The 19,759-nt window shown below is 72.5% G+C and carries 22 protein-coding genes; 8 read left to right on the plus strand and 14 right to left on the minus strand.

Going from position 1 to position 19,759, the window contains the following annotated elements; translation table 11 throughout:
- The first annotated feature begins 59 nt into the window (after nt 1-59).
- From ACWCSU_RS20655 to ACWCSU_RS20665, 3 genes are read left to right on the plus strand one after another with little or no spacing between them, the layout of a single operon-like run.
- Nucleotides 60-488, plus strand: coding sequence for a hypothetical protein (locus ACWCSU_RS20655; protein ID WP_357707401.1), 429 nt, complete (start codon nt 60-62; stop codon nt 486-488).
- The gene (locus ACWCSU_RS20660; RefSeq protein ID WP_449936756.1) at nt 481-2,103 is read left to right on the plus strand and encodes a multicopper oxidase family protein; all 1,623 of its coding nucleotides are present in this window, start codon (nt 481-483) and stop codon (nt 2,101-2,103) included. The genes ACWCSU_RS20655 and ACWCSU_RS20660 overlap by 8 nt, the downstream gene beginning before the upstream one ends.
- A 33-nt stretch (nt 2,104-2,136) precedes the next feature.
- The gene (locus ACWCSU_RS20665; RefSeq protein WP_449936759.1) at nt 2,137-3,384 is read left to right on the plus strand and encodes an NAD(P)/FAD-dependent oxidoreductase; all 1,248 of its coding nucleotides are present in this window, start codon (nt 2,137-2,139) and stop codon (nt 3,382-3,384) included.
- Between the two features lie 17 nt (nt 3,385-3,401).
- On the opposite strand, the gene ACWCSU_RS20670 is transcribed toward ACWCSU_RS20665, so the two are convergent.
- A complete protein-coding gene (locus ACWCSU_RS20670) occupies nt 3,402-5,690 on the minus strand; it encodes a polysaccharide lyase 8 family protein (protein ID WP_449936761.1) in 2,289 nt (762 codons plus the stop codon).
- A 170-nt stretch (nt 5,691-5,860) separates the two neighbouring features.
- On the opposite strand from ACWCSU_RS20670, the gene ACWCSU_RS20675 reads away from it, so the two are divergent.
- On the plus strand, nt 5,861-6,091 hold the full coding sequence (locus ACWCSU_RS20675; protein ID WP_364092066.1) for a DUF6289 family protein: 231 nt from the start codon (nt 5,861-5,863) through the stop codon (nt 6,089-6,091).
- 124 nt (nt 6,092-6,215) lie between these two features.
- Here the strand turns inward: ACWCSU_RS20675 and ACWCSU_RS20680 are convergent, their stop codons facing one another.
- Together ACWCSU_RS20680 and ACWCSU_RS20685 are read right to left on the minus strand one after the other, a co-directional pair.
- Nucleotides 6,216-7,220 (minus strand): zinc-dependent alcohol dehydrogenase family protein, encoded by a 1,005-nt coding sequence (locus ACWCSU_RS20680; RefSeq protein ID WP_449936763.1) that lies wholly within the window; start codon nt 7,218-7,220, stop codon nt 6,216-6,218.
- Between the two features lie 8 nt (nt 7,221-7,228).
- Entirely contained in the window at nt 7,229-7,612 is a 384-nt protein-coding gene (locus tag ACWCSU_RS20685) for a nuclear transport factor 2 family protein (RefSeq protein ID WP_364092070.1), read from the minus strand.
- A gap of 92 nt (nt 7,613-7,704) precedes the next feature.
- Between ACWCSU_RS20685 and ACWCSU_RS20690 the strand changes: the two genes are divergently transcribed.
- Nucleotides 7,705-8,268: a TetR/AcrR family transcriptional regulator gene (locus ACWCSU_RS20690; RefSeq protein ID WP_364092072.1), complete on the plus strand. Its 564-nt coding sequence runs from the start codon at nt 7,705-7,707 to the stop codon at nt 8,266-8,268.
- On the opposite strand, the gene ACWCSU_RS20695 is transcribed toward ACWCSU_RS20690, so the two are convergent.
- The 7 genes from ACWCSU_RS20695 to ACWCSU_RS20725 form a co-directional block, all read right to left on the minus strand.
- A complete protein-coding gene (locus ACWCSU_RS20695; protein WP_449936765.1) occupies nt 8,258-8,833 on the minus strand; it encodes an FAS1-like dehydratase domain-containing protein in 576 nt (191 codons plus the stop codon). The two genes, ACWCSU_RS20690 and ACWCSU_RS20695, sit on opposite strands and share 11 nt — an antisense overlap.
- Nucleotides 8,834-8,872: 39 nt before the next feature.
- Nucleotides 8,873-9,088, minus strand: coding sequence for a hypothetical protein (locus ACWCSU_RS20700; protein WP_449936767.1), 216 nt, complete (start codon nt 9,086-9,088; stop codon nt 8,873-8,875).
- 179 nt (nt 9,089-9,267) lie between these two features.
- A complete protein-coding gene (locus ACWCSU_RS20705; RefSeq protein ID WP_357707417.1) occupies nt 9,268-9,474 on the minus strand; it encodes a hypothetical protein in 207 nt (68 codons plus the stop codon).
- 81 nt (nt 9,475-9,555) lie between these two features.
- Nucleotides 9,556-11,559, minus strand: a complete 2,004-nt coding sequence (locus ACWCSU_RS20710; RefSeq protein WP_449936770.1) for a sensor histidine kinase — start codon at nt 11,557-11,559, stop codon at nt 9,556-9,558.
- 88 nt (nt 11,560-11,647) lie between these two features.
- Nucleotides 11,648-12,013, minus strand: a complete 366-nt coding sequence (locus tag ACWCSU_RS20715) for an antibiotic biosynthesis monooxygenase family protein (protein WP_449936772.1) — start codon at nt 12,011-12,013, stop codon at nt 11,648-11,650.
- A gap of 84 nt (nt 12,014-12,097) precedes the next feature.
- A complete protein-coding gene (locus ACWCSU_RS20720; protein ID WP_449936773.1) occupies nt 12,098-12,985 on the minus strand; it encodes a TIGR03620 family F420-dependent LLM class oxidoreductase in 888 nt (295 codons plus the stop codon).
- 103 nt (nt 12,986-13,088) lie between these two features.
- Entirely contained in the window at nt 13,089-13,403 is a 315-nt protein-coding gene (locus ACWCSU_RS20725) for an ArsR/SmtB family transcription factor (protein WP_357707424.1), read from the minus strand.
- A 203-nt stretch (nt 13,404-13,606) separates the two neighbouring features.
- Between ACWCSU_RS20725 and ACWCSU_RS20730 the strand changes: the two genes are divergently transcribed.
- Both ACWCSU_RS20730 and ACWCSU_RS20735 read left to right on the plus strand, forming a co-directional pair.
- Entirely contained in the window at nt 13,607-14,830 is a 1,224-nt protein-coding gene (locus ACWCSU_RS20730) for a cytochrome P450 (protein ID WP_449936776.1), read from the plus strand.
- Nucleotides 14,831-14,901: 71 nt separating this feature from the next.
- On the plus strand, nt 14,902-15,567 hold the full coding sequence (locus ACWCSU_RS20735) for a TetR/AcrR family transcriptional regulator (protein WP_357707427.1): 666 nt from the start codon (nt 14,902-14,904) through the stop codon (nt 15,565-15,567).
- On the opposite strand, the gene ACWCSU_RS20740 is transcribed toward ACWCSU_RS20735, so the two are convergent.
- Both ACWCSU_RS20740 and ACWCSU_RS20745 read right to left on the minus strand, forming a co-directional pair.
- Nucleotides 15,487-16,071, minus strand: a complete 585-nt coding sequence (locus ACWCSU_RS20740) for a phospholipase (RefSeq protein ID WP_357707429.1) — start codon at nt 16,069-16,071, stop codon at nt 15,487-15,489. The genes ACWCSU_RS20735 and ACWCSU_RS20740 overlap by 81 nt on opposite strands.
- A 147-nt stretch (nt 16,072-16,218) precedes the next feature.
- Entirely contained in the window at nt 16,219-16,818 is a 600-nt protein-coding gene (locus ACWCSU_RS20745) for a hypothetical protein (protein ID WP_449936779.1), read from the minus strand.
- Nucleotides 16,819-17,414: 596 nt separating this feature from the next.
- On the opposite strand from ACWCSU_RS20745, the gene ACWCSU_RS20750 reads away from it, so the two are divergent.
- On the plus strand, nt 17,415-17,909 hold the full coding sequence (locus ACWCSU_RS20750; RefSeq protein WP_357707432.1) for a hypothetical protein: 495 nt from the start codon (nt 17,415-17,417) through the stop codon (nt 17,907-17,909).
- 30 nt (nt 17,910-17,939) lie between these two features.
- On the opposite strand, the gene ACWCSU_RS20755 is transcribed toward ACWCSU_RS20750, so the two are convergent.
- Nucleotides 17,940-18,362: a hypothetical protein gene (locus ACWCSU_RS20755; RefSeq protein WP_449936781.1), complete on the minus strand. Its 423-nt coding sequence runs from the start codon at nt 18,360-18,362 to the stop codon at nt 17,940-17,942.
- Nucleotides 18,363-18,416: 54 nt separating this feature from the next.
- Nucleotides 18,417-19,658: an alpha/beta hydrolase gene (locus tag ACWCSU_RS20760; protein WP_357707437.1), complete on the minus strand. Its 1,242-nt coding sequence runs from the start codon at nt 19,656-19,658 to the stop codon at nt 18,417-18,419.
- Between the last annotated feature and the right edge of the window lie 101 nt (nt 19,659-19,759).

The following is a 19,759-nucleotide window of genomic DNA, read 5'->3' on the forward strand; positions in this document are numbered from 1 at the left end:
TAACCGGGAGGCCATAGCGTCGGAGCGTTTCACGAGGACGAGACGAGGAGGACCCCCCGATGCTCACCGCGGTCGACGGGCCGGGAGCCGACGCCCGGCGGCGTACGGCACCCGTGGCCTGGACGTTGCGAGCGCTGGTCAGCGCGCACATGGCGGCGATCGCCGGGCAGCCGGTGTTCGCCGGCGTCTACCTGACCGGCGACTACGACAGCCTGCGCTGGCACTCGATCGGCGCGGACGTGGTCACCTCCGTCGGCTACCTCCAGCTGATCGTGGCGATCGTGGTGTGGGTGCGGCTGCGCAGGTCCGGGCCCTTCCTGGCCACGGCGGCGGTGGTGGCGGCCGAGACGGTGCAGTACTTCGCCGGGCTCGACGGCGCCCTGTGGCTGCACATCCCCCTGGGGGTGATGACGGTCGCCGCGCTCACGGTGCAGTTCATCGACGTCTGGCGCCGCCCCTTCCCGCGAAGGGAGACCCCCGATGCCTGAACAGGACAGGCGGATCATGGGTGTGACCAGGCGGCAGGCGCTCGGCATCGGCGGCGCGCTCGGGCTGATGGCGGCCACCGGGCTCGGCACCTCCGCCGCGATGGCCCGCCGGCCCGCGACCACCGGCGCCGAGCTGCGCAGCGACCTGCCGCTGCCGCCGCCGTTCCAGGTGCCGCTGCCGATCCCGGCCGTGCTGGCGCCGTCCGGCACCTCGGAGGGCGCCGACCGGTACGAGATCGTCCAGCGTGAGACGACGCTGGAGATCCTGCCCGGCGTGCGGACCCGGGCCTGGACGTACGGGGGCACCTTCCCGGGGCCGACGATCGAGGCGCACCGAGGCCGGCCGATCACCGTGACGCACCGCAACGACCTGCCCGTGCCGACCGTCGTCCACCTGCACGGCGGACGCACCCCGGCGGCCTCCGACGGCTACCCCACCGACCTCGTGCTGCCCGAGGGCTGGACGGAGCCCACCATGCACCCCGGCATGCACACGGCGCACGGCTCCGGGATGGGGACCATGCGCGACCCCCGGGCCGTGCTGAGCAGGCGGACGAGGGACTACACCTTCCCGCTGGACCAGCGGGCGACGCTGCTGTGGTACCACGACCACCGGATGGACTTCACCGCCCCCGCGATCTGGCGCGGCCTGGCCGGGCTGCAGATCGTCCGCGACGACGCCGAGAAGGCCCTCGGCCTGCCCTCGGGGCCGCGCGAGCTGCCGCTCATGATCGCCGATCGGGCGTTCACCGCCGAGGGCGAGCTGGCCTACCCCGCCCTCGACCCCACCCTGCGGGAGCGGCCGGGCGTGCTCGAACCGTACCTAGCCGGGGTGCTCGGCGACGTGATCCTCGTCAACGGCGCCCCCTGGCCTGTGCACGAGGTGGACGCGGCCCGCTACCGGCTGCGCCTGCTGAACGCCTCCAACGCCCGCCACTACGAGCTCGAAGCCGTGCTCGACGACGGGCGGCGGCTCGACCTCGTCCAGATCGGCGCCGACCAGGGGCTGCTCGCGTCGCCGGTCACCCACCGGTTCCTGCCGATCGCGCCGGCCGAGCGGTACGACGTGGTGGTGGACTTCGCCCGTGTCCCGGTCGGAGGGCGCGTCCGGATCGTCAACCGGCTCGGCTCCGGCCGTACCCGGGACGTGATGGCCTTCCGGGTCGCGCGGGCCGCGCCCGACGACAGCAGGGTCCCGCGCGTCCTGTCCACCGACCTGCCCGAGTGGCGGCGGGCGGACGCCGTACGGGTGCGCGAGTTCTCCTTCCGCGCGGGCCGCATGGACGACGGCCACGGCTGGCTGATCGGCGGGCTGCCGTTCGACCCCGCCCGGTCCGACGTCACCGTGGGCCTCGGCGACGTCGAGGTGTGGCGCATGGTCGCCGACGTCCACCACCCCGTCCACCTGCACCTGGTCGGCTTCCGGGTGCTCTCGCGCAGCGGCCGGCCGCCGTTGCCGCACGACGCGGGGCTCAAGGACACCGTCTCCCTGCGTCCGGGCGAGGCGGTGGAGATCATCACCCGGTTCGACGGCTACCGCGGCCGCTACCTCTTCCACTGCCACAACGCCGAGCACGAGGACATGGCGATGATGGCCAACCTCCAGGTCGTCTGACCCTCCTCGGTCCCGTTCACAAGGAGATTTCCCATGCCCGCCGATCCCGGCATCGTCATCATCGGCGCCGGCCTCGCCGCCGCCCAGGCCGCCCGGGCCCTGCGGCTCGACCACGGCTACGACCGGCCGATCACGCTCGTCGGCGACGAGCACCCCCTGCCCTACCACCGTCCCGCGCTGTCCAAGGGCTACCTGCTGGGCACCACCGAGGCCGCCGAGCTGGACGTCCTGGAGCCGCGCTTCTACGCCGCCCAGGACGTCGCGCTCGCCCTCGGCGCCCCCGCCACCCTGCTCGACCTGGACGGCCGGCGGGTGAAGCTGGGCCGCAACGTGGAGCTGCCGTTCAGCCAGGTGCTGATCGCCACGGGTGCCCGCCCGCGCCGCCTCCGGGTGCCGGGCGCCGACCTCGACGGCGTGCACTACCTGCGCGACCGCCAGGACAGCGAACGCCTCCGCGACGCCCTGCGCGCGGCCTCCGACGTCGTCGTGGTGGGCGCCGGCTGGCTGGGCTGCGAGGTCGCCGCCGCCGCCCGGACGCTCGGCGTCCGCACGACCGTGGTCGACCCGCTGCCCACGCCGCTCTACCACGTGCTCGGCGACCGGCTCGGCGGCGTCGTCGCCCGGCGGCATCTCGACCACGGCGTCGAGCTGCTGACCGGCGACGGCGTCGAGGCGGTGCTCGGCATGCGCTCGGTCGAGGCCGTGCGCACCGTCACCGGGCGGCGCGTCCCGGCCGACCTCGTCGTCGTCGCCGTGGGCGCCGTCCCCAACACCGAGCTGGCCGAGGCGGCGGGGCTGCGGGTCGACGGCGGCATCCTCACCGACGGACGTCTGCGCAGCTCGCACCCGGCCGCGCTGGCCGCCGGCGACGTGGCCCGCCACCGGCACCCCCGCTACCTGAAACCGGTGCGGATCGAGCACTGGGACAACGCCGTCGTCCACGGGACGGCCGCCGCGGCCACGCTGGTGGGCGAGCCGGCGACCGTCGACCACGTCCCGTACTTCTTCTCCACCCAGTACGGGTCCACCCTCGAATACGTCGGTCTCCCCACCACCTCGGACCGCGTCGTCACCAGGGGCGAGCCCGGCGAGCCCGGGTTCACCGCCTTCTGGCTCGACCGCGGCGTCCTCGTGGCGGCCATGACCATGGACGGCCAGGGCGCCGCCGGTCACCTCCGGGCCCTGGTCGCCGCCGGGCACACCGCCGATCCGCGACGGCTCGCCGACCCGGGCGTCCCCGTGGCGGACCTCCTGCCGTACGCCCCCGCCGATGCCTCCTGAACGGCGGCGGCCCGGCCTCAGACGCGGACGACCGCCGTACGGGCATGCCCGCGGCTGCCGCCGACCTCGATCTTGACCGCCCGCTTGGACCGGCGCACGCCCCGGTCGCCCTCCTTGACCGACTTGACCGGCCACGGCAGCTTGATCCGCACCTCGTCGGCGGTCCTGGACGGGTCGGAGACGGCCAGCCGTACCCGGTGGCGGTCGCGGCGCAGCAGCACGGCGCACGGCCCGTCGGCGGCGAGCGGCCCGTGCGGCGTCTCGACGGCCCCCGCGCGCCAGAACACGGCGGCGAGCAGGTCGCCCCTGGCCACGGCCTGCACCGTCCTGGAGTTGGCCAGGACCTCGACCCGACGGCGGTAGGCCGCGGTCTGCTCGGCGGTGGCGTCGGGCAGCACGGCGTAGGCGTAGCGGGCCCTGCGGGGATCGACGCCGTGATCGACGACGATGGTCGTGTAGTGCCTGGAGACGGGGGTGCGGTCGCCGCCGGTGGTGGCGCCGGTGTCGATGTCGCGCCAGCGGCCGGTGCGCTTCTCGCGGATCACCTTCGCCTCGGCGCCGTCGAGCAGCGCGTACCCGGCCACTCCGGACAGGTGGACCCAGCCGTCGCCGCGGGTCAGCGGGGGATGGGCGCCGTGGGTGTTGCGGTTCTCCACGACGGTCTCGACGCGGCGGCCGTCGGAGGCGGTGATGCCCGAGCCGAGGGCGATCACCCCGTCGTCGAGCAGGAACCACGCCTTCCTGGCCCGCAGCGAGGAGCCGTCGGCGATCAGCCTCATGGCCGCCACGCCGTACTCGCCGTCGAGCGCCACGCCGCCCGCCCACGGGGTGGGCGGCAGGCGGCGCGCGCCGTGCGGGAGGTCGGCGCGCCTGCGGGTGTCGACCGTGGTGCCCGGCAGCCGGTACGGGTCGATCGTCGGCCACAGGTCGTCGTTCCAGTGGGTGAGGTCGGCCGTGTAGAGGTACGTCATGCCGTCGCCGGTGTACCAGCCGTGCAGGTTCTCCTGGTTCATGCCCTCGGCCGCGCCGATGCGCTCCGAGCTCATCGCGATCGCGTACGCCCAGGTGGGACGCCGGTGCACGACCCGGTCCATGTCGGCGAAGACGAAGGTGCCGGTCGTGCGGGGGCCGACCGGGACCGACGCGTCCGCCAGCAGGGCCTCGGCCCGCGCGACGCTCGCCAGCGGGGCGACCGTGGCGTACGGGACGGCCTGGTTGCGGGTGAGCCAGCCCTTCACCAGCGGACGCCAGCGCCGCGCGTGGCGTTCGGGCGCCGTCTCCAGCAGCGTCAGGATGGCCTCGACCGCCTTCTGTCCCGAGTGGTGGTCGCGATGGCCCTGCACCGAGATCTGCCGGCCGCGCACGCAGTCCATCATCAGCCCGTCGAAGATGAACGGCGTGAACGAGCGGTCCACGATGTCGTAGACCTTGCCGATGCCGTCGATCTCCCACGGCGACCTGGCGAGCATGGCGATCAGCTTGGCCACGCTCTCCAGGTAGTCCACGCCGTAGCTGCCGTTGTAGGGGTACACGTCGTGCTGGATGAACGACCCGTCCCGGTAGAAGCCGTCGCCCGGCCCCCCGGTGCGGCGCAGCAGGTCGGAGACGGCGTTCCCGGCCCGCTTGATCAGGCGGGCGTCGTGAGTGAGCAGCCCGCGCATCGCCACCGCCATGGCCTTGCTCGCCCGGTTGGCGCCGGTCTCGACCACGCCGGGGTGGCTGACGCGCCGCTCGGGGTCGGGGCACCAGTGGCGCAGCGGGCGCAGCCAGCGATGCAGGCTCTTCCTGGGCAGGCCGTCGTAGAGCAGGGCGCAGGTGTCGGTCAGCGCCCGGGGGACGCCGATCTCCCACCAGTACCAGTTGCTGCCCCGGCGGTCGAGGCCCTCGCGGTAGGCGTGCTCGTACAGGAAGTCCAGCGCGTCGGCCGCGGTCTCGGCGACCCGCTGGTCCCGGTGCATGTCGGTGCCCGGCGTGGCCCAGCCGAGCGCCAGCGTGCGCATGCGGTTGTAGGCGCGGTTGAAGTTGCCCGTACGGGGGTCGTCGAGCGGCAGGTCGGGCCACAGGCTCGGACGGCCGGGGGTGGGGTTCATCTTGCGCAGCACCGCGTTGGCCGAGCCCTCGACCGCCCGCGTCTTCTCCAGGTAGGCGGGGTCGTACGTCGCACCGGCCAGCAGGCTCACCCATCGCTCCCGGGCCGCGTCGAACGCGGCGGCGCCGGCCGCCTCGGCCGGCCTTTCCCACAGGGCGATTCCGGCCACGGCCGCGGCCCCCAGCAGAGCGGACCGGCGGCTGAGGGGGTGGATCATGGAAGCCTTTCGATGATCGGCCAACACCAGATGAAATGATCCTATGTCGGAGAGAAGTGCGATCATTTCGCCTTCGCCATGGGTTACCCGGCATAGAGCGTATTGAACTGTTCGCTTCGGCGATCGATCATCGAGGTCAGTAGCGCTTCCTCGTGTCAGAGAGGATCTCCATGATTCGCCGCGCATCGCTGGCCGTCCTGCTCGCCCTCGGCACCCTCACCATCATCGGCTCGCCCGCCCACGCCCGCGCCTGCCAGATCGACTACCACTGCGAGACGTACTACTACAGCGACTCCTCCCGCACCACGCTGGTCGGCGTCAAGTACGAGAACTGCGTGGGCGACGAGACGTGGGTGGGCACCCGCGGCTCGTACCCGGAGTTCTACGAGACCCCCTGCTAGCGGGATCGGCGAAGGGGGACGGCGCGCCGCCGGTCGCGCGTTCCCCGGCGGGCCCGGCTGCTCCGGCGGGGTGTTCCGCAGGCACACCCCGCCGCTGCGCCCGATCGCCCGGCACCGACCGCCCTCACACGGTGATCACGATCTTCCCGAACGCCCGGCCCGACGCGTAGTGGCGGTAGGCGTCGGGAGCCTGGTCGAAGGGGAAGACGCGGTCGATGACCGGGCGCAGCCGGTGGGCCTCGATGAGCCGGTTCATGGCCAGGAACTGCGCCCGGCTGCCGACGGCGATGCCCCGCAGCGTGGCCCCCGCGTTGAAGACCGCCCGCGGGTCGAGGGGCGGCGGGTCGCCGACGACGAACCCGACGCTGGCGACCTGCCCCGCGATCGAGGCCGCCGTGAGCGACAGCCCCAGGTCGCCGGCGACGTCGACGATGTACTCCGCGCCCTGCCCGGAGGTCAGCTCGCGGACGCGGGCGGGCCAGTCTGGGGTGGCCCGGTAGTCGACGACGTCGTCGGCGCCCAGCTCGTACAGGCGTTCGGCCTTGGCCGGGCTGCTGGTCGTGGCGATCACGCGGGCGCCCAGCGCCTTGGCGAACTGCAGCGCGAACAGCGACACCCCGCCGGTGCCCTGGGTGACGACGGTCTGGCCGGGCAGCGGGCCGGTGCCGTCGCCGGTCAGGGCGTTCCAGGCGGTGACCGCGGCGCAGGGGAGAGTCGCGGCCTCCTCGTAGGACAGGTGGGCCGGGATCGGCACGAGCGCGTGCTCGTCGAGCAGCGCGTACTCGGTGAGCATGCCGTCCAGCGAGCCGCCGAGCTGCGGCAGGTGCCGGAGGGCGAACGGGCCGTCCTGCCAGCTCGGGAACAGGGTGGCGGTGACCCGGTCGCCGACGGCGACGGACTCGACGCCGGGGCCGGTCGCGACGACCTCGCCGGCGCCGTCGGAGACCGGCACCACGTCCGGCTTGACGGGGAGCACGTAGTCGCCGCGCAGGATCATCAGCTCGCGGAAGCTGAGGGAGGTGGCGCGCACCGCGACCACCACCTGCCCGGGGCCGGGGGAGGGGACGGGGTGTTCCTTGATCGACAGGCCGTCGACGCCGGCTCCGCTGTCGACGTGGTAGCTGCGCATGACGTCCATCAGGCGCTGGCCAGGGGGACTTCGCCGGCGGTCTTGCTGAAGCCGAGGGCCTCGACGATCCGCCCGTCGCGGATGCGCATGAGGTTCACGCCGCTGACCCAGTCGGAGGGGCCGGTGCCGTAGCGGTAGTGCCAGTGGATGGTGGCCCGGTCGCCGGCGATGATCACCTCCTGCGGCTCGAACCTGCTGGTGAGGTCGTCCACGAGCGCGCCCCACCACTCAAGGCACGCCTCGCGGCCGGTGACGCGTTCGCCGGTGGGGGCCGGCTGGACGGACTCCATCACGCAGTCCTCGGCGACCAGGTCGTCGAGCAGGCCGCGGTCACGCTCGACGAAGGCGCGGTTGAAGCGCTCGATGACGTCGGCGGTGGAAGGGAAGGACACGGTTCCTCCAAGTGGAAGCCGGTAGATCGATCGGTCTATCTATGTATATCGACCGGTTGATCTACTCGTCAACCCGTGGCAACCTGGGTTCCATGACAGTTCGTACGGGACCCGGCCCCCGGGAGCGCCTGCTGGAGGCCGCCGACCGCCTGATCTACAGCCACGGCGTGAACATCGGCGTCGACGCCCTGCTCAAGGCGGCCAACGTCGCCCGCCGGTCGTTGTACGAGCACTTCGGCGGCAAGGACGGCCTGATCGTCGAGGTGCTCCGGTCAGCCGCCGCCGCCGACGCCGCCGACTACCGCCACACCATGGACGCCGCCGGCCACGACCCGCGCGAGCGCCTGCTGGCCGTCTTCGACCGGCTCGGCGAGATCGTCGGCATGCCCGGGTTCCACGGCTGCCGCTACCTGGCCGCCGATCTCGGCCTGGCCGACCCCGCGCACCCCGCGCACGAGGTCACCCGCGACTACCGGCGGCAGGTGCACGAGCTGCTGGCGCGCGAGCTGACCGCGCTCGGCCACCCGCGCCCCGACCACGGCGCCGACCAGCTCCTCATCCTCATCGACGGCCTCCTCGCCGTCGGCGCGACCCGCCCCGGCACCTCCCCGGCCGCCGCCGCCCGCGAACTCGCCGAACACGTCATCACCCCCTGACGAACTCCGAGCGGGCACGGAGACCGGCTACCAGGCCGCCACGGTCAGGGTGGTGCACGGGGTGGCGGCCTCGGAGCCGGGCGGCCGCCGCCGGGCCGGTGGGCACCACGGCCTCCCGGTAGATCAGATCCTGCCGTTCCTCCAGCCCCGGGCGGCCGTCCTGGCCGGTCAGCCGGGTGCGTACGACGACCACGACCAGCCGGCCCGACCGTCCGGACTTCTGGGCGACCGACTCCACCGTGCTCTCCCGGCGTACGGTCTCGCCGACCCGCAGCGGCCCGTGGAACACGACCTCGCCCCCGGCGAACATGCGTCGCGGCAGGTCGACGGGCGGCAGGAACGAGCCGCGCACCGGATGCCCGTCGCCCCCGATCACGGACGAGACGGGCCACCGCGCCAACGCCGCCCAATGCCACAACGGCGGCAACTCCGCCCCCGGCCCGGGGACGGGCACACCGTCGTCGAACAGGGCCGCGAGCGCGGCGACCGGCGACGGATCGACCAGCTCGTCACTGACGACAGCGGACGGCTCCCACCCTCGGATGCCCTCACCCGCGACCATCATCCGCCCACGGTACGCCGCACCTGCCGGGATCGCCCTACTTCACGCCCCGCCGATAGGTGTAGACAACGAGCCCGTCGTGAACCTTGCCCACCTTGTCGTACAGCGCGCGGGTGTCCGGTCGTCGTCGAGCAGGCGTCGCCAGGTTCGTTCGTAGGCGTCGTCGCCGCGTTCGACCTCGAAGTACGCGTCTTTGCCGCGGGCCGGCGCCTCCCAGGAGGCGCGGTCGGACCCGGTCAGGAAGTCGATCTCCACCATGACGCCCAGCCTGCCCCAAGGCCGGTGCGCGTGGAGCTCGGGTTCTGTCGGGAAGGCGGGCTTACCGGATAGTCTTCGGCGTTGGCGGCGCCGTCCGTTCGGTGCTTCTTCGCTGGGGGTCGGTGTGTGCTGCGTGCATACCGACCCTGAGCGGCCGCCCCGGGGGGAAGGGGCGATCGTCAGCGGGCGGCGATGATGCCGTTGGGCAGCAGGACGCCGAGGGTGGTCGTGTCGTTGACGAGGTTGAGCATGTCCAGCAGTGGCTGCACCAGCGCGCCGACGGGCCCGCCGGCCGCCAGCGAGTCGGCGGAGGCCGGAGTGGTGAGGGCGGTGGTCAGCAGCGCGCCACCGGCGAGGGTGCAGGCGATACGGCCCATGAGCTTCATGGACACCTCCGTGAGAGTTACTGAAAGTGACTGACTGGCACCCTACGTGATCGAGGGGTTGAAGTCCGGTAAGGCGCACGGTCAGGCGGGCTGGACGGGCAGCATGACCTCCACCGTGGTGCCCGCGCCCGGCGCGCCGGTGACCAGGCAGATCCCGCCCAGCTCGGCCGTGCGCTCGCGCATCGAGGTCAGGCCGACGCCCGAGCGGTGCTCCGGCGGCAGGCCGGCGCCGTCGTCGGCGACCAGCAGGCGCAGCGCCCCGGGCTCGCGGCGCAGCTCGACCCGGACGCCGGTGGCCCGCGCGTGCCGCCGCACGTTCGTCAGCGCCTCCTGCGTGATCCGGTAGACGGCCACCTCGACGGCGGCGGGCAGGCCGGTCAGGTCACCCTCGGTGATCACCTGCGCGGCGGGACCGTCCGGCCCGGCCAGTGCCCGTACGGCGGCGGCCAGGCCCAGGTCGTCCAGGGCGGGCGGGCGCAGGCCGTAGACGAGCTGCCGCAGGTCGCCCGTGACGGCGTCCATGCCGGTACGCAGCTCGCGCAGCAGCCCGTCGGCCGCCTCCGGGGAGGTCTTCAGGCTCAGACGGGCCATGTTGACGGTCATGGCCAGCCCGCTGAGCGTCTGGCCGAGGCCGTCGTGCAGGTCGCGGCGCAGCCGCCGGCGCTCCTCCTCGCGGGCGGCCAGCATGCGTTCGCGGGAACGTTGCAGGTCGGCGGCCAGCCGGACGGCGTGGGCCACGTCGGCCGCGTACGGGACCAGCGTGTCCAGCACCCGCTCGTCGTGCGCGGCGGGGAAGCGGCGCGCGGCGGGCGGGCCGACGAGGAGCCGCCCCACCCACTCGCCGTGCCAGATCAGGGGCACCTCGCGCGGGGAGTCGCCGAGCTGCCCGCTGTCTATGCTCGCCCTGCCGGCCGGGTGGCCGGGCTCGCCGCCGGTCACCTCGATCGCGGCGCCCTGCACCGCCAGGCCCTCGCGCAGCACGCCGAGCACCGCCGCCAGCGCCTGCGCCGGATCGCCCCGGCGCACCTCCTGGGCCAGCCGCTCGGCCAGCACGCGCGGATCGCCCACCGGCCCGTAGAGCAGGCGGTCGACCACGCGTTGCAGCGCCCGCCGCAACGGCTGGAAGAACGCGCCCGTGAGCAGCGCGGAGGCGAGCCCGGCGACCTGGTGGTACCCCGACACCATCAGGCTCGACAGCGTGGCCACCCCGAAGTAGACCCCGCCGATCACGGCCAGCAGCCCGGCGGCGACGAACGTCCGGCTGATGACGGTGTCGATGCCGTAGAGCCGGTAGCGGGTCACCGAGATCACCATCGACACGGGGATGACCGTCGCCCACGCGATCGACAGCCACTCCAGCCCGGGCACGACGATGGCGGCGAGCATGAAGACGATGTACCCGGTGAAGGAGAACAGCGGCCAGCCGATCTGCCGCCGTACCGTCGGGTCGGCCCGGCGGAAGCGCAGCAACATCGACCAGGCCGCCAGCGGCAGCGTCGAGAGGATTCCCGTCCAGGCCACCACCGTGACCACCGGCCAGATCGGCGCCAGCTCCGGGACCTGCAACGGGTTCGGGATGACCGCGGGCAGCGGGTAGCCCTCGGCCGGCGGGTCGGGGCGGACGAACATGTGGGCCAGCTCCACCGCGGTCGACACCGCGCCGAGCAGCACCACCAGGCGCCAGCGCCGCGACGGCAGCCTGCTGTCGGGGGAGTACAGCGGCAGCAACATCTCCAGCAGCAGCCCGGACACCGCCCAGCCGACATGGGCCGGTAATCGCACCCATCCCGCCAGCGCGAGCTCCCCGCCCGCCGCGGCGGCCAGCATCGCCGACTGGCAGAACGTGTTGACCGCGCCGCCCAGACCGCCCGCGCACATCAGCCACGCCAGCCTGAGCCGCGGCCGGTGCATGATGAGGAACGCGCTGAACGCCGGGAACGTGACCCCCGCCGCCGCCAGCGGCGTGAAGATCTGCGGCAGCCGCCACTCGGACGGAAGCGCCGCGTACATGAGGATCGCGGCGAGCACGAGCACCGGCAAGACCACGGCCATGACGACGGCGACCACCCGGGCTGCCCACGCCATCAGTCCCCGCCTTCCGGCTGCCGTCCCGCCCGACCCTAGCGTGCCTGCGGAACGGTCCGCCACGCGCGCCGGTGCAGGACCGCGCGGGTCAGCGCAGCGACCGCAGCAGGGCGTCCCGGTCGAGGACGTCGATCGGCCACGTACGGGAGCGCAGGGTGCCCCGATCGCGGTAGGCGCGCATGATCGCGACGTGCTCGCGCAGCCGGACGAACCCGCGCAGATCCTCCTCGGTCCGCCACACCGACAACGAGCCGACCCGGCGGCCGGCGAGGTCCACCCAGAGCCACATGCCCACCGCGCCCGGCAGCTCGGGCCAATGGCGGCTCAGGGACCGGCCGCGCCGGGCGATGCCGGGCAGGTCGAGGAGCCGTCGCATGCGGAAGTCCGTCAGGGCGGCCACCATCGGCCCCCCGCTGTGGCTCTCGGGGCCGGGGATCCAGCGTGACGTCAGCATGCGGCGTCCGGTCCGGCGGCGATCTCGGATGTCATGCCGCCAAACTATATTAACGACCGATCGGTTGTATATCTGAGGGGGTGGTCAGGCGTCACCGGGCGCGAGGGCGTCGGCGAGCGCGCGCCAGTGGGGCATCGCCGTGCGGCCGGGCTCGATGCCGATCACCTGCACGGCGACATGGTCGGCCCCCGCCTCCACGTGGCCGCGGAGCTTGCCGACGACGGTGTCCAGGTCGCCCCAGAAGACGAAGTCGTCGACCAGGCGGTCGCTGCCGCCGCCGGCGAGCTCGTCCTCGGCGTACCCGAGCCGCTGGAACTTCGCCACGTTGTACGGCGTGCTCAGGTAGGGACGCAGGTGCTCGCGGGCCGCGGCGCGGGCCTTGGCGGGGTCGGTCTCGAACAGCACCGGGTGCTCGACGGCCAGGAACGCGTCAGGGCCGAGCAGGTCCCGCGACTCGGCGGTGTGCGCGACGTTGACGTGGTAGGTCTGGGCGCCCGCCGCGCGGTCGCGGGCCAGTTCGAGCATCTTGGGCCCGTACGCGGCCAGAATACGGCGTACGCCCGCCTTCGGGACCGGGTTGACGGTCTCCAGCTCGTCCATCTCGTCCAGGTAGGTGCGCATGGCCTTCAGCGGCGTCGTCCCCGGACGCGGCTCGCCGCCGAAGCCCAGGCCCAGAAGATGCCGGTCGGGGTAGGCGTCGGCGAGCAGCAGGGCGGCGCCGTACGTCCACCTGGCCTCGCGGGCCCAGATCTGGGCGATGCCGTTCACGATGTGCAGGCGCCGCGTGCAGGCGAGCAGGAACCCGGCGTGCGTGAGCGCCTCGCGCCCGAGGAGTTCCGGCATCCAGAACGCCCGCCACCCCTGCTCCTCCAGCTCCTGGATCGACTCGCGCATCCGCGCGGCCGGCTGGTGCTCGAAGTCGAACGTGTAGATCCCGAACGTGCCGAGATCCAGGCCGTCGATGGCGCTCATGGGACATCCCCCTCGATCATCTGCCGATCACTTCAAGGATAGACATATCGCAAAGTGTCGATATGACACAAGTCGGAGGCGCTTCGAGGGGCGGCGCGGGTCTCTACAGCGTGTGCCCGAGCGTGGCGACGAGCTGGGCGATGCGCTGCTCGTCGCGCTTGTAGTGCGTCCACTTGCCCACGCGGGTGGCGCGTACGAGCCCGGCGCGCTGCAACTCGCTCATGTACGCCGACACCGTCGACTGGGCCAGCCCCACCTTGGCCTGGATGTGGGTCACGCACACCCCGACCTCCACCGGGTCGGCGATCGCCCCCTCCAGGGAGAAGTGGCGCTCCGGCTCCCGCAACCACGACAGCAGGTGCAGCCGGGTCGGGTTCGCCAGGGCCCGCAACGCGTCCGACAGCTCGGAATCGGTCATGAGTGCAGCTTCCGCCATGGAAGCGATCCTAGGCACTCATCGACGTATCGGGGTAATCCGATGCGTACCCGGCCGAGGGCAACGGACGGCAACGCCGCAGAAGATCTTCCGCACCCGGAGTAATCCATCCAGTCAAGACGATTGCCTTGAATAAGGCGATCGCCTTATATTCCGAAGTGTCGGGCTATCAAGCTGGAGGACGCATGACCGCTGACGCGATCCCCGATTTCCCCTTCGACCGCCCCACGGCGCTGGAACCGCCCCCGCAGCTCGACGACCTGCGGGACAAATGCCCCGTGGCCCACGTACGCCTGCCCAGCGGCGACGTCGCGGCGCTCGTGACCAGGTACGACGACGCCAGAGCCGTGCTGGCCGACCCCCGCTTCAGCCGCAACCTCGCCCGCGAGGGCGCCGCCCGGCTGTCCACCACCGAGGACGGCGGCCTGTTCAACCGGCGCAAGGACGGCGCCGGCGACATCGGCGAGGGCGAGGGCCACATGCGGTGGCGGCGGCTGCTGAGCCGCTGGTTCACGGCACGGAAGATGGAGGTGTGGCGCCCCCGGGTCCAGGCCATGGCCGACGACCTGCTCGACTCCATGCTGGCCGAGGGCTCCCCGGGCAACCTGTCGTCCGGCCTGGCCCTGCCCCTGCCGGTACGGGTCATCTGCGCGCTGGTCGGCGCGCCGAGCTCGGACCAGGACAAGTTCGCCCACTGGTCGAGCACGATGCTGACCCTGACGCGCAACACCCAGGAGGAGGTCGACGCGGCCTACCGGGACTTCAACGCGTACGTGTCGGACCTGGTCGACCGCAACCGCGCGAACCCCGGCGACGACCTGCTCAGCGAGCTGACCCAGATCACCGACGCCGAGGACGGCAGGCTCAGTCAGGACGAGCTCGTCGCCACCGTGCGCGGGCTGCTGCTGGCCGGCCACGAGACCACGTCCAACATGATCGCCATCATGACGGCGATGCTGCTCTCCGACCGACGGCGCTACGAGGCCGTGATCGACGACCCCGACCTGATCCCGGGCACCGTGGAGGAGGTCCTGCGGCTGGACAGCACGTTGTCGGCCATCGGCGGCGTGCCCCGGTTCATCACCGAGGACGTCGAGCTGAGCGAGGTCGCCGTGCCCGCCGGCAGCACGGTGATCCCGCACATCCCGGCGGCCAACCGCGACCCGGCCAAGTTCGCCGACCCCGACCGGTTCGACCCGCGCCGGGAGAACAGCAGCCAGCACCTCACCTTCGGCGCCGGACGCCACTACTGCCTCGGCCAGCCGCTGGCCAGGCTGGAGCTTCAGGTCGTCCTGGACCTGCTGACGCGACGGCTGCCCGACCTGCGGCTCCGCGACAACCCGGACGAGCTGCGGCTGCGTACGGGCGGCCTGTCCGGCGGCCTCCAGGACGTGTGGGTCACCTGGTGACCCACTGACCTCCACCGGCGACATGGGATAACGTTCGGGGACGGTGGTGGAAACGAGATCGAGGACCGGTCATGGACGTCAGTACGGCGGTCGCCGCGCCGTCTCCCCGCTCGATCCGCGCCAAGGACAAGATCATGCAGACCGCGGAGCGGCTCTACGCCGAGCACGGCTTCGCGCACGTGTCGATCAGGATGATCCGCGAGGCGGCGGGCCAGCGGAACAAGTCCGCCGTCCAATACCACTTCAGCACCCGTGACGAGCTGATCCACGCGATCCTGTCCCGTCACGCGGCCGCCATCGACCGGCACCGCCTGCCGATGGTGGCCGCGCTCGAGGCGTCGGGCGAGGTGTCGCTGCGCGACTGGATCACGTGCGTGATCGCGCCGAGCATCGAGCACCACATCGAGCTCGGCACGCCGTCCTGGTACGGGCGCTTCCTCGCCCAGGCCGTCGTGGAGCCGTCCCTGCGCGACTACGCGGCGCAGACGACGTTGAGCACGCCGTCGTTCCGCCGGCTGGAGCTGCTGCGTCCGCCGTCGATGCGCGACCGGGAGCGCGAGCTGTCCGAGCGGCAGGCGGCGATGATCCGGCTGCTCGTCGTGCACATGAGCGCCGAGCTGGAGACCGACCTGGCCGCCGGCCGTGCCGCCGCCGGTTCAGTCGAAGAATCCTGGCGGGCTCTGGGAGAACATCTCGTCACGGCCGTCTGCGGACTCAGCGGCGCCCTGCTGCCCTAGAGCGTCCCGGTCGGGCACGCGCCCGAGCTGCCCGCCGGTGCCGCGAGGGGCGCCAAACTGGCGGACCGCCTGGTAGTACAGCTTGGCCAGCGCGTTGCAGCTCGGCTGACGGAAGATCGTGTACCCGGCGCACACCTGCCTGAGGTCGAACAGGAACGCCTTGTCGACGTGCTCCTTGTTCGCCCGGAAGTCGCCGACCGCCTGGTAGTTCCGGTAGCCGAAGTCGTGCCGCCGGCACGCGATGCTGAAGTCGAAGCCGAGCGGCTGGTCGGGGCTGTTGGTGCAGCCGTCCGTGGACCAGTCGAAGTCGAAGTCGGCCCACGACCTCCGGTCCGACCAGGCGTCCCGCCACGCCGCGGCGCTGGACTCGGTGGGCTGCGTGAACTCCGCCAGCGTGGCGAGCTTCTCCTCCAGCGTCACCGCCTGGGCGGGCGGCGCGGTCGCGAGCACGGCGACCAGAGAGAGCGCGAGCGGGACCGGCGTCTTGAGAGCCCGTCTGACCATGGGAACCTGCCTGTCTCGACCGGGGCGGGAACATGTCATGGTCAGATTCGCCCGCCGGTCCGGTGAGAGCCGGGAGATACAGGAAAACCACTGGCAAAGGTCGTGTCCGGTTTCCGACGGGAAACCGCAGGTGGGCGGGGGCGCCGGTCATCCCGGTTCGTCGGCGCGGTTCATCTCCTCGGCCCGTGCCAGGGCCTCGGCCAGGGGCGGCACGTCCCAGACCGTGCGTTCGGCGTCCGTGGTGACGGGGTCGACGCGGTAGAGGGACCAGCGGCCGCCGATGTCGACGTACTGGGTGCCGTAGCGCTGGGGCAGGCCCATGTGCAGCAGCCACCGGTCGAGGGCCGAGGCCGCCAGCCTGCGCGCGGGGCGGAAACCGGCGTCGGCCGCCCGCCGCGCCAGCTCGAAGGCCAGGTGATAGTGCTCGGCCAGCCCGCCGTGCCGCATCACCGCGGCCAGGTGGAAGTAGTCGCCCGGCGAGCGGACCTCCCCGGCGGCGAACTTCTCCATGCAGCGCGCCCGCCGGGCCAGGGCGCGCTGGTCGCCGCCGTCCTCGGGCCCGCCGTCGCGACGGTCGTGCTGGTCGCGCTCGAACAAGTCACGCAGCTCCGGATCGCCGGGCGACTCGCGGTCGGGGTCGGCGAGCTTGGCGAGGATTTCCGGCAGGCTGAACATTTCGCTGCGCGGCGCGGCCGACCATCTGCGCGCCGCTCGCGCGCGGCTCTTTCCAGTACGGGTATCCGCCACGTTGCCAGCGTGCCGGGACAAGCCAGGGCGCGCAAGACGGCGCCACGCCGCAATATAGGGAAAATGTAGGGCCGTCTCCCGTTGACGCTTTTTTGGGCCCGGGTGATGATGGCCGCGAAAGGGACGTCCGTGCCTCCGCCGGAAATGAGGAAATGCGTGACCCTGCTTGTGCGAGCGAATGCCCGACGCCCCGGTGCGCCAGGACAGTGCCGTGACACGGCCGTGAACTGCGGCTTTCCGGCGGGCGGTGGCAGGGGCTGAGCAGATGACGTCCGCGCCCGGCGATGCGGAACTCCTGCGCGCCCGCTGTGCCGAGTTGGCCGCCGATTTCGGGACACATGAATTCATGCCCGTCCGGCCCGGCGTCCCGGCCATTGACTCCCGGTGGTGTGGAATTCTAGAACGGTCAGCGCGGAGAAGCGTTTCTGACACCGCCGGTGAAAACGCGCGACGAGTACGGCAAGCGACATTCCGTACAAGGCGCGAGCGGAAAAGGATCGGGCGCGCGTACGAGGAAGGGCGTGACATTCCGCGCCCGCCGCTCGCCGCCGGCGAGGAGAGAGCCCCGCAGGGCGTGGCGAGGACGGCGGGACGGCATGCGTGACCTCGTCGCGGCCGCCGCCGACGCCCTGCGGGCGCTCGACGAGGCGCTGCTCGACCTGCTGAAGGCGCTGCCGTCCGAGGACCCCGGCGCGCGGGCCGCGCTCAGGGCGGAACTCGCGCGGGCGGGCGTCACGGACGAGGACGCCGGCCGCTGCCTGCGTGTCCTGCGGCTGGTGTTGTCGGGCGAGCACACGCGGGCGAGCGACTGGATCGGGGTGACGGCGGTGTTCCAGTGCGGCTTCTGCGGCTCGGTGCCCGATCCGGCCGATCTCGTCGTCGGCAAGGCCGTCTCGGTCTGCCTGGGATGCGCGCTGCTGGCGACGGCGGGGACCACGGGCGGCGACCGGGAGCCGGCGGAACGGCCGTGCGCGTTCTGCGGCGCGCGGGCCGTGCCCGCCCATCTGGGCGCCGACGGTGACATGACCGTCTGCCGCGCCTGCGGCGAGCTGGTGCTCTACATCATCGCCAGCAAGAAACGCGCCGGTTGACGCCCCCGGCGGACGGCCGGGCGGCGGGGGTCAGCCGCCCTGGGTGTAGACGGTCCTCCAGCGTGAGCACCGGCCGACGGGCCGCTTGGCGGTGCCGCGGCACACCTGCACCCTGATCTGCAGCGCCCCGCCGACGTTCTTGCGGAAGGTGCCCGTGCTCCTCATGCAGTTGTAGACGCCGTACGTGCGCCAGCGGCCGTTGCTCCCGCTTTGATACCTGATCAGGGCCCATGAGCAGCCCTTGCCGCGGTCGTCGTCGAGAGATCCGGTCACGGCGAGCCCCGACTGCCCGGCCACGACCTTGCCCCGGGCGGTCGCCAGGCCGTCGGTCGAGTGCAGGGCGCCCCACCTCCAGCTCGTGGGATCGGCGGCGGCCGCCGTGCCCGTCGCGGTGAGCGTGAGGACGGCGGCGCCCAGGGCGGCCAGGACGCGGGTCGGAAGATGGTTCGTCACCGGTCCAGAACTACCGGCCGGCACTTGTGGCCGACTTGGAAGCGGGATGGGGGATCAGGGCGAGGGGCAAAGGGCCGGGGCGGTGCCGTAGGCGTACCGGAGGAAGTCGACCAGGTAGGACGGCCAGGCGTTCCAGTCGTGGCCGCCCTTGGTGTAGCAGTAGCGGTGGCCGACGCCGAGGGTGGTCAGCGTCGTGTCGAACTCGCTCGCGTACGCCCCGAGGATCGGCTCGCTGACGCCTGTGGCATCGTCGCTCGCCCCGGTGTCGTAGCCGCAGGCGGCGGGGGCGGGCTCGGTGCCGTTCGGGACGTGCGGGAGGCTCGCGCAGCCGCCGGCGTAGAGGGCCAGCCGTCCCGAGTAGGGGGCGTACTTGCCCTGGGTGACCAGGTCGGCGGGGTTGGCGGCGGGCCAGTCGTCGACCGTGCGGCCGTGGAAGACCGTGGTGGTGTGCGGGCCGAACAGGGTGTCCAGGCGGTAGCGGCGCTGCACCTCCTGGTCGAGGACGGGCAGCGGGCTGCCGTTCTCGTACTTGTTGACGCGGAACTCGCCCAGGTCGGTCAGGTTGATCGCCGCGCCCGACTGCCACATGGAGTCGGAGATCGTGCGCTGGGCGGGCTTGGCGCGCAGGTCGATGCCGGGCGAGAAGGCGCCGATCACGGAGAAGACGCCGGGGTGCGCGGCCGCGTACCGCAGGGTGCCGTAGCCGCCCATGGACAGGCCCGCCAGGCCGCGCCCGGACCGGTCGGCGACGGTGTTGAAGTTGGCGTCGATCCACGGGATGAGCTGGTTGATGTGGTACGTCTCCCACTTCGGGGCGAAATATCCATCCGTACGGCCGGCCCAGTTCGCGTACCAGCCGGTCATCCCGCCGGTCGGCATCACCACGATCCCGTCAAAGGAGCCCGCCGTCCGGACCAGGGAGACGAGGTCGGCCTTGGTGGTCCACGAGTCGTAGTTGTCGCCGCCGCCGTTGATCAGGTAGAGGGCACGGTAGCGGGTGGCGCGCTGGGGGTCGTACCCCTTGGGCAGGTAGACGCGGACGGTGATCGGGCGCGACAGCGGGCTGATGACCGGGGTGCCGCCGGACGCCTGGAAGATCGCCGTCGAGGTCATCGTGACGTCCCGCAGTTCGGAGCCGTCGCTCTGCGGGTGACGCTGCACGTCGGCGCAGGTGATGCCGTAGCCGTCGGCGTGGGGGAGCACGGTCGCGCACCCGGCGGCCTCCGCGGGCGCCCCCAGCGCCACCATCGTGCCTGCGAACAGTAGTAATCCGGCCAGGGTGGACATGAACCGCATGGCTCTCCTTCGGTTCGGACTCCCGACCGCCCCAACCTACGGGGGGACCGGCGGCCCGCGCGTCAACCGCCGGTCCGAAGGGGGTCAACTTCTGCCGTACT

The sequence above is a fragment of the Nonomuraea sp. NPDC001699 genome (assembly GCF_053596455.1).

Coding starts and splice junctions, on each gene's coding strand:
- ACWCSU_RS20655 (WP_357707401.1), top strand. CDS start 60: ATGCTCACCGCGGTCGACGGGCCGGGAGCCGACGCCCGGCGGCGTACG.
- ACWCSU_RS20660 (WP_449936756.1), top strand. CDS start 481: ATGCCTGAACAGGACAGGCGGATCATGGGTGTGACCAGGCGGCAGGCG.
- ACWCSU_RS20665 (WP_449936759.1), top strand. CDS start 2,137: ATGCCCGCCGATCCCGGCATCGTCATCATCGGCGCCGGCCTCGCCGCC.
- ACWCSU_RS20670 (WP_449936761.1), bottom strand. CDS start 5,690: ATGATCCACCCCCTCAGCCGCCGGTCCGCTCTGCTGGGGGCCGCGGCC.
- ACWCSU_RS20675 (WP_364092066.1), top strand. CDS start 5,861: ATGATTCGCCGCGCATCGCTGGCCGTCCTGCTCGCCCTCGGCACCCTC.
- ACWCSU_RS20680 (WP_449936763.1), bottom strand. CDS start 7,220: ATGCGCAGCTACCACGTCGACAGCGGAGCCGGCGTCGACGGCCTGTCG.
- ACWCSU_RS20690 (WP_364092072.1), top strand. CDS start 7,705: ATGACAGTTCGTACGGGACCCGGCCCCCGGGAGCGCCTGCTGGAGGCC.
- ACWCSU_RS20695 (WP_449936765.1), bottom strand. CDS start 8,833: ATGATGGTCGCGGGTGAGGGCATCCGAGGGTGGGAGCCGTCCGCTGTC.
- ACWCSU_RS20700 (WP_449936767.1), bottom strand. CDS start 9,088: ATGGTGGAGATCGACTTCCTGACCGGGTCCGACCGCGCCTCCTGGGAG.
- ACWCSU_RS20705 (WP_357707417.1), bottom strand. CDS start 9,474: ATGAAGCTCATGGGCCGTATCGCCTGCACCCTCGCCGGTGGCGCGCTG.
- ACWCSU_RS20710 (WP_449936770.1), bottom strand. CDS start 11,559: ATGGCGTGGGCAGCCCGGGTGGTCGCCGTCGTCATGGCCGTGGTCTTG.
- ACWCSU_RS20715 (WP_449936772.1), bottom strand. CDS start 12,013: ATGCTGACGTCACGCTGGATCCCCGGCCCCGAGAGCCACAGCGGGGGG.
- ACWCSU_RS20720 (WP_449936773.1), bottom strand. CDS start 12,985: ATGAGCGCCATCGACGGCCTGGATCTCGGCACGTTCGGGATCTACACG.
- ACWCSU_RS20725 (WP_357707424.1), bottom strand. CDS start 13,403: ATGACCGATTCCGAGCTGTCGGACGCGTTGCGGGCCCTGGCGAACCCG.
- ACWCSU_RS20730 (WP_449936776.1), top strand. CDS start 13,607: ATGACCGCTGACGCGATCCCCGATTTCCCCTTCGACCGCCCCACGGCG.
- ACWCSU_RS20735 (WP_357707427.1), top strand. CDS start 14,902: ATGGACGTCAGTACGGCGGTCGCCGCGCCGTCTCCCCGCTCGATCCGC.
- ACWCSU_RS20740 (WP_357707429.1), bottom strand. CDS start 16,071: ATGGTCAGACGGGCTCTCAAGACGCCGGTCCCGCTCGCGCTCTCTCTG.
- ACWCSU_RS20750 (WP_357707432.1), top strand. CDS start 17,415: ATGCGTGACCTCGTCGCGGCCGCCGCCGACGCCCTGCGGGCGCTCGAC.
- ACWCSU_RS20760 (WP_357707437.1), bottom strand. CDS start 19,658: ATGCGGTTCATGTCCACCCTGGCCGGATTACTACTGTTCGCAGGCACG.